The following is a 12,070-nucleotide window of genomic DNA, read 5'->3' as shown; positions in this document are numbered from 1 at the left end:
AGCCGTTTTTTGATAGAATTCCCATACTGCTGAAAGGCCAGGGCGGGGTTGGTAAAAGCACAATGGCTGACTATATGCGGTGTAAAATCTGATAAGTTTTTATCAATTACAGCAGCCGGCGTTTTTAATATATGGAGGCTTTCGATACTGCCAAGCGGAGTGTCTGTCTCTGATTCCTCAGCCATTGACCACGGGAGATTCAGGATTTCGCTGTCGGAGTCAATGAGCCGCAGAGCGTAATGATTGCCGGTTGCAAGTGCATCTTTGACAATGGCCTTGACCTCAGAGTTAGCGTTGATGATGTATGAAAGCTCTTCTTTTAGCGGCTCAAGGGTTTTTTTATCAGCTCTCCCCCTGCTTTCCATCTCTTCGGCAAACTGCAAGCCGAGTTCTTTTAAGTTGCTCCTTTGCTCGTTGGAAATATTAAGTGTAACGCTTATCCATGGCATTGATACCCTCCTCCTCTGTCATAGCTAACATCATGCGAATTTAATTTAAACAGGAACACATTTCATACCAAGCTGTATTCATAAGCATATCACAGGCGGCTGGGAACAGGCAACTCAGGCGTACTTTTTCGTACGTTAATGTGCCTGTGACAATGCCGGCAAAGTTAGACGAATGAAGGCTACTTAGTATTACCAATTATATACAGTAGCAGATATAGAGCACAAGACGAAGTTGTTGTCCGAAATCCGACATAAAGGAGAGAAACAATATACTGAACACTCTCTAAAAATAGGGGGGAACTGCCAAAAAGTTTAGTAACTTTTTGGCAGTCTAAGGGGGATGAGGTGGATGTGTATTTAGAGCAACGTCTTATTTCGTATAGTACGGCATTGTTACCGATGCGGCCTCTTCTCTTACATGTCTGATAGCGTTCTCAAAATTGCTGTTCATCGGTAAGTCAATTTTCCCATGCTGCCTCAGCGCCATTATCACCGACATTATCTGTTCATCCTCATCAAGCATATCAAATGGTACGGAGCCCTTTACAACTACTGTTTCCTTTGCATTCATTGTGTGCCTCCTTATACTAATTATCTTTCTACCTAAACTCTGTCTGTTAGTCTATTAAGCCTAAGCTGATTATTTTTAAAACTATATTATACATAGCAAAAACTATGCCACGAGAGCAGAACTCGTATTTCTATACAAACATTGAAAAAATACTCTCCGGCTTATGACAAATATTTGCCGTTTCAGGGAAAAATTTTCCCGAATCAGGCAAAAAAGTTGTAACGTTATAGCCTTTTTTGATACACTCTCTCATGAACAATAATCAAACACCTGCGGAGGTGCTGACAAAGGCTCTTTACGGACTTATAATATGCCGCCTTGACGGAGCTTTTCTTGATTCCAATAAAAAAAAGGAGTATATAGACCTTGTTAAAAAGGGAATAGGCGGTTTTTTACTCTTTGGCGGCAAACGCAATGAATTAAAAGATTTCATTGCCGATATCCAAACACAGGCCGACTATCCTCTGCTGATTGCCTCAGATATTGAAAAGGGAACAGGACAACAGGTGGAGGGTACAACCGTTTTCCCATGTCAGATGGCGGTAGCTGCGGCTTTTTATAACAGAGACGATAAGGACTCCGCTGATATCACAAGACTTTTGCTCTCAATCTGCTCTGAGGCCGCTGATGTGGGTATTAATATGCCGCTTATTCCGGTTCTGGATGTTAACACCAACCCACTGAACCCTATAATATGCAACAGGGCTTTTTCTGATGATCCGGAAAAAACTGCATGGTATGGCCGCCTTTATATTGAGACAATAAAAAAGGCAGGGCTAATCTCATGTGCCAAACATTTCCCAGGACACGGCTCCACTCAGAGTGACTCCCACCTGACACTTCCCGTAATTCATAAAACCCTCGGTGAGCTTAACGAAATAGAACTTTATCCGTTTAAGGCGGCCATTAACTCAGGGGTTGACTCCATAATGGTGGGACACCTGAGCCTTCCTATGATAGACTCCCTGCCTGCCACCGTTTCTATGGAAATCGTAACAAACCTGTTGCGGCAAAATCTGTCTTTCAACGGAATTATTTTAACTGATGCTCTTAACATGGATGCACTTAAGGGTATCGAGGATGTACACACCAAGTGCTTAAACGCAGGAGCTGATGTGTTGCTTCACCCTGTTAATGTAACACAGGCTGTGTCGGAATTGCTTAACTCTTTAGACAACGGCACTCTTAAACAGCAGCGTATATTGGAATCATCAGAAAGGGTGTTGCATTTAAGAAAAAAACTAAAAACAACTGCTGCTACAGCCGCCGATTATGAAAGCCATAATGACTTATCACGCCGCTTATTTGATAAGTCTGTTACTCTGGTTAAGGGGGATGCCCCACCCTTTATGAAAAACTCATGTGACGTTAAATTTATCTACATGGGCGGTTTCTCTTCAAGGGTGTTTTTGTATAACCTCTTTGGGGGCCATAATATCATGGATAAACCCTTTATTGAAGGCAAGAAAGTAGTGGCAGCCATATATACCTCAATCTCCGCTTTCAGTAAAAACTACGGAGTTTCAGAGCTGGAAATAAAAACACTTAAACGTATAATCAAACGTGCCGGACACACAACAGTAATCTCCTTTGGCAACCCCTACGTGTTGAGACACTTTCAGGAGGCGGATGTTCTTATTGCCTCATACGATTCCTCTGAAAAGGCCGAAAGGGCGGTTTTACGTTGTCTTATGGGAGAAACACCTTTTAGCGGACATCTGCCCGTTAAACTATAGTGTGATATGCTCAGAGCATTTTGAGAGCACTGCCCAGGGTTAACAATTTACAGCCCCCCTGTTGACAAGGTTTATAGTATGGAGTATTATAATAGCCGGTGTTATGGAGAGTCTGCTATACATTGTGATGATTACGAGTTCATATCATTTGGTTAAGACATGAGTCTTCTTTATACAAAAATGAAGATATTCCACTTTAGAGAGAAGCTGGAGTCGCTTCCCATAGAAAACCCTGAGATTTTGCCTCCGATTCACATAAGAATAAAGCCTACAAACCTGTGTAACCATAATTGCAGCTACTGCGCCTACAAAGCCGATAATCTTCAGCTTGGCAAAGACATGAACAGGCGGGACAGTATTGCCGGGGATAAAATGCTGGAAATTATAGAGGATATTATAGAAATGGGAGTTAAGGCTGTTACTTTCAGCGGCGGCGGCGAGCCGTTTTTGTATCCTCACCTGATTGAGGCCGCCAAAAGACTCTCAGACTCTCCGGTAAAGTTTGCATCCCTTACCAACGGTTCAAACCTAAGGGGTGAGGCGGCTGAACTCTTCGCTCATAATGCTCTCTGGATTAGAGTCTCCATGGACGGCTATGACGATGAAAGCTATGCCGGATACCGCGGGGCCGGCCCTGGGGAGTTTACAAAAGTTATGACAAACCTATTAAATTTTAAAAAGCTGGGTGGCGGATGTTATCTTGGCGTAAGTTTCATTGTGGATAAAGCTAACTCCGCAAATGTGTATAGTTTTGTCGGCAGACTGAAAGACGCCGGAGTTGACAGCGTTAAGATATCACCGTGTATCGTAAGTAATTCAGGGGCTAAAAACAACGCATACCACAAGCCTTTTTTTAACACTGTGCGGGAGCAGACACAACGGGCAAAGGCTGATTTTGGAAACGCCGGTTTTGAAATTTTCGACTCCTATCATACGTTGGATGAAAAGTTCGATAAGCCCTACGGCTGGTGTCCGTACTTGCAGATACTACCGGTAATAGGGGCTGATTTAAATGTGTACTCTTGTCAGGACAAGGCATATAATCTTGAAGATGGGCTGCTTGGTTCGCTGTCCCCTGAAGATGTAAGGTTTAAGGATTTCTGGCTTAACGGTAAAAATAAATTTTTTAATATAAACCCTTCAAAGGTATGTAACCACCACTGTGTGGCAAACGAAAAAAATCTGTTGGTCATGGAATATCTCAATGCCGATAAAAAACACTTGGGATTTGTTTAAATGATAAGGGTTGTAATGAATCAACAAGTGCTGTTTAAGCGGCTGTTAACGGATAAAAAAAGGACAATGAAAAATTTTATAAAAAAACTTGATTTATTTGTTTTGGATGTTGTACTATGTCAATGTATTATGTTGTGCAAAGCCTTGCTATAAAAACCGTACATTCAGGCGGTTATCACGAAAAACCTTTAAAGGGAGGTATAGCGAATGAGACGTATAACGTTATTACTGTTGTTGGCCTTTACGCTTGTAACCTTTGGTTGTACTTATGAGCTCAGGAAAGAAGACAGAGATTATCTTGAAAGCGTGAAAGATAGCGCCAAGAAGTCAGCTGATGAGGCCAAAATGGCAGCAGACAGAGCAGAGTCAGCAGCTAAGAAAGCAGCAGCAGCCGCAGCAGCAGCAGAAGAGTCTGCAAGAAAAGCAGAAAGAGCCGCTGAAAAATGCGACAAGTGCTTTAAGAAAACTCTGAAAAAGCACTAAAAACACTATTTTATCTTGAAATTACAGTGGGAAGGCCTGTTGCTTTCTTAATGGCATCATTTAGTAAGCCGGTATCAACAAATTTAAACAGGTCCTTCCCACTAAGTTTCTTCTGAGCCAGTGCCAATAACTCATCCGGTTTAGTTATATTATCCTCGTTATAATTATTATGTACTTCTATATATATTTTGTTGTCCTGCTTAGCGACTTTTACCGGTTCATAGATGATTTTAACTTTCGTATTGGGCTTTACGTAGCCAAACAAGATTGCCACCTGTTCGTTATACATTCTTATACAGCCGCTGCTTACCCTATGCCCAACGCTATAGGGTATGTTGGTGCCGTGAATCCCGTAACCACTAACTGATAGTTGAAGCCAATGCTTCCCGAGAGGATTTTCAGGCCCTGGTTGTACTATAGACGGCAGCTCCGGAAATTCATCCCGTATGTGCTTTGGCGGCTTCCATGTAGGATTAACAACCTTACTTACTATACGATGACTACCCAGCGGGGTTGAATAGCCCTCATCGCCAACCCCTACCGGATAGGTTTTGACAAACTTGCTGGTTTTAAAATTAAAAAAGTAGTACAACCTCATCTCTGCAAGATTTATGACAATGCCATCGTCCAGAACTTCCGGCAAAATCCACTTAGTCGGTATGGTGACAATTGTTCCAGCCCCGGGAACCCATGGGTCTATACCATTGTTAGCAGAGACAATTGCATTATAACCGATTCCATACGAAACAGCAACATCATGAAGTGTGTCATTGTCGTTGTTAATCTGGTAGTACTGTTCAATTCCTATAACTTGTCTTGATGGATCGTTAAGTGAAAAAGTCCCGCCGGCAAAAGAATTCACACCTGTTAATAAAACAAATATGCTTATTAAAAAAGTACTTATTATATGGTACATCTATTCCCCCTCTGAAATTTTTTTATTTATATGGCTGAGTATTCCATGAATCATATCAACTTCCCACATCATCATACCACAACGGCCTAACAGATGTTTAATGTTACGCATAATTTCCCCATGGAGGTCATGGCTCCCACGCTTACCATACCCCGATGCCTTCAGAGTGTCATCTATTCTGCCATAGAGCTTGGTCAACTGATGAGTGGTAGCCCTTGGTTTTACCTTAAAAGCTGAATCTATAACAAAAACATCGGAGAGCTCATAAGCTGTAAGAAGTACGGCCTGAGCAAGGTTAAGTGAGGGCTGAGCGGCGGAGGTGGGAATAAAAACAAGAAAACCACATGATTCCACCTCTTTGTTGTTAAGCCCATTGTCTTCCCTGCCGAAAATCAGTGCTACCTTGCCTTCAAAAGACTCCACAACTATAGTCTTTGCCGCCTCACCGATGGGTTTAAATATGCCACGCGTTTTACCAAAACGCCTCGACATTCCTATAACAAGGTGCATATGCCCTACCGCCTCCTCAAAACTTTTATAAACAACAGCCTGCTCCAGCACATCCTCAGCACCATGGGCAAACAAGTAGGCGTCTATCGAAAGGTGGCCGTGAGGGTTTACCAACACAAGATTTGTAAATCCCATATTTTTGATAGCACGGGCTGAGGCTCCGATGTTGCCGGGCTCACGCGGCTCAATTAAAACAAAATATATATTCTCTGAAGCACTATTCACTAAAAAACCATCAAATTACATGCTTAACTAAAATCCCTGATATTATTTCAACAAGCTCTTTACCGGATATTGCGGGTAAAATATTTAAGAAGCAAGCGTTTTTCATTTGTTTCTTTTCATTTAATTGTACTTTTATTTTAACAACTGAAGGTAAAGAAAAGTCAAGAGATAAACCTGATACCGAGTTGCATTCATTCGCCTAATGCCAAGTAGTAGTCAAAAGAGCAACGAGGTGGCACCATCCTCCTTGTAGCTATTTAGCGGTAAATCGTCTGTTAATTCTATCCAGATACACATAGAAAACCGGTGTAACGTACAGAGTCAGCATTTGTGAAAACAGCAGGCCGCCGACTATGGCAAGTCCTAGGGGTTGACGTGCCTGAGCCCCTGCTCCTATGCCAAGAGCTATGGGAAGCGCTCCTAAGAGAGCGGCCATCGTAGTCATCATAATAGGACGAAACCGCACCATACACGCCTGATAAATTGAATCCTCAGCTGTGCTCGACCCTGACCTTTCAAGAGTCAGCGCAAAGTCAACCATCATTATCCCATTTTTCTTAACAAGCCCGACAAGCATTATAACGCCGACAAAGGCATACATGTCCAACTCCTTATGAAACAGCACAAGGGTGACAAGCGCACCGAATCCGGCAAGAGGAAGCGATGTTAGTATCGTCAGCGGATGAACAAAGCTCTCGTACAAGATGGCAAGTACCATGTAAATCACAGCGATTGTGATAATAAGAAGTACCAGCATGGTGTTGGATGATTTCTGAAATTCCTGAGCTGAGCCCTGAAATGAAGCAGTAATCGTCTCAGGCAATACCTCTCTTGCAAGTTCTGTCACCTTGCTAACGGCATCTCCGACAGACGTTCCGGGGTTAAGGTTAAACGATATTGTAGCCGAGGGCAGCTGACCTGTGTGATTAATTTGCAGTGGCCCTGAGGACTCGCTTATCGCCGCTATTGTGCTAAGCGGTACGAGCTTTGAATTGCCGCCTTTGAGGTATAGCATGGAAAGGGCGGCAGGATTCTTCTCATATTGCTCCTGCACTTCCAGTATAACGTCATATTCGTTTGTGTCGCCGTATATGGTGGATATAAGGCGTGTACCGTAGGCGGTATAGAGAGCGTCCTGAATTTGCCCGATATTTAAGCCAAGCGCAGAGGCTTTGTCTCGGTTGATTTTAACGTCAAGCCGCGGGGTGTTTAAAACAAGGTCGTTGTTAACTGAATTCAGACCATGTAACTTTGCCATTTTTTCGGTAAGCATACTTCCATACTTATAGAGTTCCGCCACATCTGTTGATTGAAGAGTAAACTGGTACGTGGAAAAGGTCTGATGAGCGCCCAGTTGAATAGGAGGCGGATTTTGTAAAAATGCCCATATGCCGCTAACTGAATTTGCCTGCGGCCAAAGCTCCATTATAATCTGATCAACCGATTTCTTTCTTGTGTAAAGGTTTTTTAGTATCGGAAAGATTATACCGCTGTTGTTGCCCTGAAAACCAACTACCGATACCATGTTTTGCACATCAGGATGTTTCATGACTATGCGTTCAACCTGCTTGTGATGAGCCACCATATCGTCAAAGGAAATATCGTCATCCCCCTTGGTGGCAACTATAAAGAAGTTCTGATCCTCTGTTGGGATAAACCCCTTGGGAATTACCGCAAAGAGGTGAAATGTTTCAAGAAAAATTAAAACGGTCACCACAAGTGTTGCAAACTTATGCCGGAGTATAAACTTTAAACTGCCGCTGTAGAGCCTAAACATTCCGTCAAAGAATTTCTCAAATATTGCGTAACGCCGGCTATGTTGTTGTTCGTTGTTTTTGTGAATGAGAAAACGGCTGCACATCATAGGGGTAAGAGAAAGAGAGACAAATCCTGAAATCAGGATAGCAACCCCGATACTTATTGCAAATTCGTGAAAAAGTCTTCCCATAATGCCGGCCATAAAGAGGATCGGAATAAAGACCACTACAAGGGAAATAGTCATAGAAATAATGGTAAAACCTATTTCACGTGAGCCGGTGAAAGACGCCTCAAGCGGACGTTTGCCCATCTCCGTGTGTCTGTAGATGTTTTCAAGCATAACCACTGCGTCATCCACAACAAAACCCACTGAAAGGGTGAGCGCCATCAGAGAAAGCGTATTTAAACTGTAGTTAAGTATGTACATAACTGAGAAAGTGCCGATAATCGACAGCGGCACTGCAACCCCGGGAATAACCGTGGCACGAGCGCTTCGTAAGAATATAAATATTACGATTGTTACAAGGATTATGGTAAAAAACAGTGTAAACAGAACGTCTCTGACAGAGGCACGTATAAAGTCCGCCCTGTTATACAGCATAAATACATTTACCGACTCAGGGATTTTCAGCTTAATCTGAGGCAGCATTTTTTCAATCCTGTCGGCAACTTCAACAGTGTTAGAGCCCGGCTGGCGTTTAACGGCAAGTATGATAGACTCTGTGGCTCTGTCTTTGCTTACATACCATGCGTTTAGTTTGTCATTACTAGTGCTGTCATGCACTGTGGCCACATCGCGTATTCTTACCGGATAGCCCTGCGAGTAGGAAACTATCAAGGGTTCGTATGATTTAGCGTCAAACAACTGTCCGGTGGTTTTGATAATATACGACCTATAGGGCCCCTCAATGGTTCCAGTCGGCATATTGACGTTTCCGGTTTTTACAGTCTTTGCCACCTCGTCAATACCTATACCCATAGAGGCAAGCTTGTTGGGGTCAACCTTAATTCTGACTGCGTACTTAGAGCCGTAAATAGCCACCTCTGAGACGCCGTTAATCATAGAGATACGCTTGCCGATAAAAGTGGAAGCATACTCGTAGAGGGCTGCCATGGGCATGGTTTCAGAGTTAAGGGTTATGTAGATAATTGGATTGTCGGCAGGGTTGGTTTTCTTATAGGTCGGGGGGGCCGGCATATCGGGTGGAAGCTTGGCCATGGCAGCGGATATGTAGGAGTTGACGTCCTGGGCGGCGGCGTCAATATGGCGGTTCAGTGAAAACTGAAGTGTTATTGATGTTGAACCGGTAGTGCTGGTTGATGTCATAGCCTCAAGGCCTGCAATTTGTGAAAATTGCTCCTCCAAAGGGGTTGCTACGGATGCCGCCATTGTCTCGGCACCGGCTCCCGGCAAGGATGCCGACACCACTATCGTTGGGAAATCCACTGTGGGAAGGTAATCAAGCGGCAGGTTGTTATAACTCAGCAGCCCAAATATCAACAGGGCGCACATTACAATTGTTGTTGCAACAGGTCTCTTTATCCAGATTTCAGATAAATTCACTTTTCCTTTCCGGGGTTTTCATCCTCTTTCACTATCACCACTTTTGCACCAGACTTTAATTTCAACTGTCCGTCCGTTACAACTGTCTCTCCAGCGGCTATCCCTTTAGTTATAACCGCCATGTCGTTATAGACCCTGTCAACCGTCACTAAACGCTCCTGTGCGCTCATATCGTTTTTCACAACATATGAGTACTTACCACGCTGGCTTTCTTTAACAGCTCTGTTAGGGATAGTTATTGCATTGTCCTCAACGCTGAGGCGTAACGTTACCTTGACAAAGCAGCCATCCCACAGGGTCTTGCCGGCATTTTGGAAAGTGGCCATAAGTTTAAACATACCGGTTTCTTTGTTGATTGTATTATCAATAAAAGTAAGTGTTCCCTCGGTTATTTTTGTTTCGTCGTCTGAGGGTGAGGCTGTGACTTTAAGTTCCCCGGCTTCCTTGTGACGTTTAACCTTAGAGAAGTTACCCTCAGGTAACGAAAACACAACATAAACCGGCGATAGTTTATTAATTACGACAAGTTTAGTGTCAGTGGTTTTAACAACATTACCCTCATCGGTTAAATGAGCCCCTGTGGTTCCCTCAATCGGGGACTTGATGTAACAATATGAGAGTTTGATTTTTGCATCCTCAAGCGTTGCGCGGTCAGCCTGAACCATTGCCTCATATACCTGTGCGCTTGAGGTGTTTTGCTCATATTCAGAGAGTGAGACTGCACCTTTTTCCTTTAAAAAAGCATATCGCTGTGCCTGAGCCTTATAAAAGTTGAGCTGCGCAATGTCTTTTTGAAGCGCTGCCTCCGCCTGCCTCAATGCCTCTTTAAAAGGAGCAGGGTCAATTGTAAAAAGCAGGTCGCCTTTTTTAACATCGGCACCGTCTTTAAAATGTATTGATTTCAGAACTCCCGTCACTTGAGAAAGTATCGTGACGGAATCATAAGCCTGTACGTTTCCAATTGTGGAAAGCTCAACTGGAATTGCCCGTGTTTGTGCCTCTGCAATCTTGACCGGCACAGGAAAATCCATCCCGTCTTTGGGGGGCTTAGATTTGCAGCCCAAAATGATAAGACAGATGGAAACTAAAAAAAGTGTCTTAATTTTCACTATTTACCCATGGTTTTTTCAATAGCGGCAATTGCAAGTTTGTAATCGTACAGGGCGTTGATGTGAGTCAGGTTGGCGTTTTGAAGAGTAACCATAGCATCGGTAAGTTCTACCGGGCTGCTCAGGCCGGATTCATACCTGATTTTAACAATATCCCTGTTCTCTGTGGCTTGCTGCAACTGTATTTCAGCATTAGTGATACTTTCTTTTGCAAGTTTGAGGTCAAGATATGCCTTCTGGGTACCGCTTTGGATTTCAAGTTTGAGAGCATCTATTTTAGAATCAGCCGTTTCCAGATTTGCCGCCGCCTCAGCCACCTTGTGTTTTGTCTCAAGCCCTTTAAAGATATTCCAACTAAGCGTAACTCCGGCGTTCCAGCCGTTATCAACCGGATACTGGCTGCCGTCAAACATGTAGGAGGCGGTGCCTGAAATCGTGGGATAGTAATCGGTCTTAGCATATTGTATGGATTTTTTAGCGGCTTCCTTTTGGGCGATTAGTGATTTCAAATCAGGACGGTTTTTTAGAGCCCGTTCCATGGCCTCTTCAAATGTTATATCAAACGGTGCATATGAGAGAGCCTCGGTAAGCTTATATTCAGAGATTGAGTAAATTCCCATAGTATTATTAAGAGTAACCCAGGCCTGCTTGAGAGTGCTTTCAGCCTTTAAGAGAGTTAACTTGGCATTGCTTAAATCCACCTCCGCTTTGGTCACGTCGTATTTGGATTTAGTACCGGCCTGATAGAAGTTTTTAGCTTGCTGCAGGTGCTGAACAAACTGCTTAACGGTTTCCTTGTTGACATCGGCAGACTTGAGGGCCTTTAGTACACCAAAGTATGCTTTTTTAACATCGTATATGATGGAGTCGAGTTTTGTAGCATAATCCATATTGGAGGCGTCAAGTTTGAGTTTACTGATTTCAAGGTTTGTGCTGATTTTGCCGAAGTCGTAGATGGTTTGAGTAATGCCCAGAGCAGTGTAGAAATCAGAGTTATTACTGATTTTTTGAGAAGTTGCAGAGTAATCGTGCACTAACTGAGTTCTCTTATAAGAGTAGGAAAAGTCAAGTTGCGGGAAAAATCCGGCACGTGCCTGCCCAACCTGCGCTTCCTTAGCTTTTACAGTGTAATAGTAGCTCAATAGTTCCGGGTGCTGCCTGAGGGCCATATCAACACAGGAATCAATGGTAAGCACTGCCCCCGGGGCTATTGTGTTATCCGCACAGTGTAAAAATGAGGCTGAAAGAAGTATTATTACAAAAAAAACCGCCACGAATAAAATATAAAATTTTTTAGAAAAATGTGATTTTAATCTTAAGAAACTTTTCATTGGTGTTATAGCTCCTCAACTTTAATTTGATATGTTGACAATTTTAATAATTAGTGTTTCCACTGCCGATAAAAATGCTAACAATAATTTTAATAATTTGTCAAAGGGTGACCGAGATAAAAAAAATCCCAAAACAGCGAAAAGAAATTACTCTTATCCTTGAAGCATTAGGTGTAGTGGAA

Annotated in this window: 10 protein-coding genes; 3 read left to right on the top strand and 7 right to left on the bottom strand. The window is 43.0% G+C overall.

All coding sequences use genetic code 11. From position 1 onward, the window contains the following. A partial coding sequence (locus H7844_05375; GenBank protein ID MEO5356714.1) for a hypothetical protein occupies window positions 1-449 on the bottom strand: 449 nt, incomplete at its 3' end. 370 nt (window positions 450-819) lie between these two features. Then, window positions 820-1,020, bottom strand: coding sequence for a hypothetical protein (locus tag H7844_05370; protein MEO5356713.1), 201 nt, complete (start codon window positions 1,018-1,020; stop codon window positions 820-822). A 251-nt stretch (window positions 1,021-1,271) separates the two neighbouring features. On the opposite strand from H7844_05370, the gene H7844_05365 reads away from it, so the two are divergent. The 3 genes from H7844_05365 to H7844_05355 all read left to right on the top strand — a co-directional run bounded on the left by H7844_05365 (window position 1,272) and on the right by H7844_05355 (window position 4,475). Further along, entirely contained in the window at window positions 1,272-2,756 is a 1,485-nt protein-coding gene (locus H7844_05365; protein ID MEO5356712.1) for a hypothetical protein, read from the top strand. Window positions 2,757-2,915: 159 nt separating this feature from the next. Beyond that, window positions 2,916-3,992 (top strand): radical SAM protein, encoded by a 1,077-nt coding sequence (locus H7844_05360; protein ID MEO5356711.1) that lies wholly within the window; start codon window positions 2,916-2,918, stop codon window positions 3,990-3,992. Between the two features lie 207 nt (window positions 3,993-4,199). Continuing rightward, a complete protein-coding gene (locus H7844_05355) occupies window positions 4,200-4,475 on the top strand; it encodes an alanine-zipper protein (protein ID MEO5356710.1) in 276 nt (91 codons plus the stop codon). Window positions 4,476-4,485: 10 nt separating this feature from the next. On the opposite strand, the gene H7844_05350 is transcribed toward H7844_05355, so the two are convergent. The 5 genes from H7844_05350 to H7844_05330 form a co-directional block, all read right to left on the bottom strand. Next, window positions 4,486-5,391 (bottom strand): L,D-transpeptidase family protein, encoded by a 906-nt coding sequence (locus H7844_05350; protein MEO5356709.1) that lies wholly within the window; start codon window positions 5,389-5,391, stop codon window positions 4,486-4,488. Next, window positions 5,392-6,126 (bottom strand): RNA methyltransferase, encoded by a 735-nt coding sequence (locus H7844_05345; GenBank protein MEO5356708.1) that lies wholly within the window; start codon window positions 6,124-6,126, stop codon window positions 5,392-5,394. It abuts the gene before it with no gap. A 253-nt stretch (window positions 6,127-6,379) separates the two neighbouring features. Beyond that, window positions 6,380-9,448: an efflux RND transporter permease subunit gene (locus H7844_05340; protein MEO5356707.1), complete on the bottom strand. Its 3,069-nt coding sequence runs from the start codon at window positions 9,446-9,448 to the stop codon at window positions 6,380-6,382. Next, the gene (locus tag H7844_05335) at window positions 9,445-10,557 is read right to left on the bottom strand and encodes an efflux RND transporter periplasmic adaptor subunit (GenBank protein ID MEO5356706.1); all 1,113 of its coding nucleotides are present in this window, start codon (window positions 10,555-10,557) and stop codon (window positions 9,445-9,447) included. The genes H7844_05340 and H7844_05335 overlap by 4 nt, the downstream gene beginning before the upstream one ends. Then, a complete protein-coding gene (locus tag H7844_05330) occupies window positions 10,557-11,888 on the bottom strand; it encodes a TolC family protein (GenBank protein MEO5356705.1) in 1,332 nt (443 codons plus the stop codon). Before H7844_05330 ends, H7844_05335 begins: the two co-directional genes overlap by 1 nt. Window positions 11,889-12,070 lie beyond the last annotated feature (182 nt).

This window comes from Nitrospirae bacterium YQR-1, from assembly GCA_039908095.1.
Taxonomy (GTDB): Bacteria; Nitrospirota; Thermodesulfovibrionia; order Thermodesulfovibrionales; family Magnetobacteriaceae; genus Magnetomonas.
This window is presented reverse-complemented; position numbering and strand designations above follow the sequence as displayed.

Excerpts from the sequence above, each read along its gene's own strand:
- H7844_05360 (MEO5356711.1), top strand. The coding sequence starts at position 2,916 with ATGAGTCTTCTTTATACAAAAATGAAGATATTCCACTTTAGAGAGAAG.
- H7844_05350 (MEO5356709.1), bottom strand. The coding sequence starts at position 5,391 with ATGTACCATATAATAAGTACTTTTTTAATAAGCATATTTGTTTTATTA.
- H7844_05330 (MEO5356705.1), bottom strand. The coding sequence starts at position 11,888 with ATGAAAAGTTTCTTAAGATTAAAATCACATTTTTCTAAAAAATTTTAT.
- H7844_05365 (MEO5356712.1), top strand. The coding sequence starts at position 1,272 with ATGAACAATAATCAAACACCTGCGGAGGTGCTGACAAAGGCTCTTTAC.
- H7844_05355 (MEO5356710.1), top strand. The coding sequence starts at position 4,200 with ATGAGACGTATAACGTTATTACTGTTGTTGGCCTTTACGCTTGTAACC.
- H7844_05370 (MEO5356713.1), bottom strand. The coding sequence starts at position 1,020 with ATGAATGCAAAGGAAACAGTAGTTGTAAAGGGCTCCGTACCATTTGAT.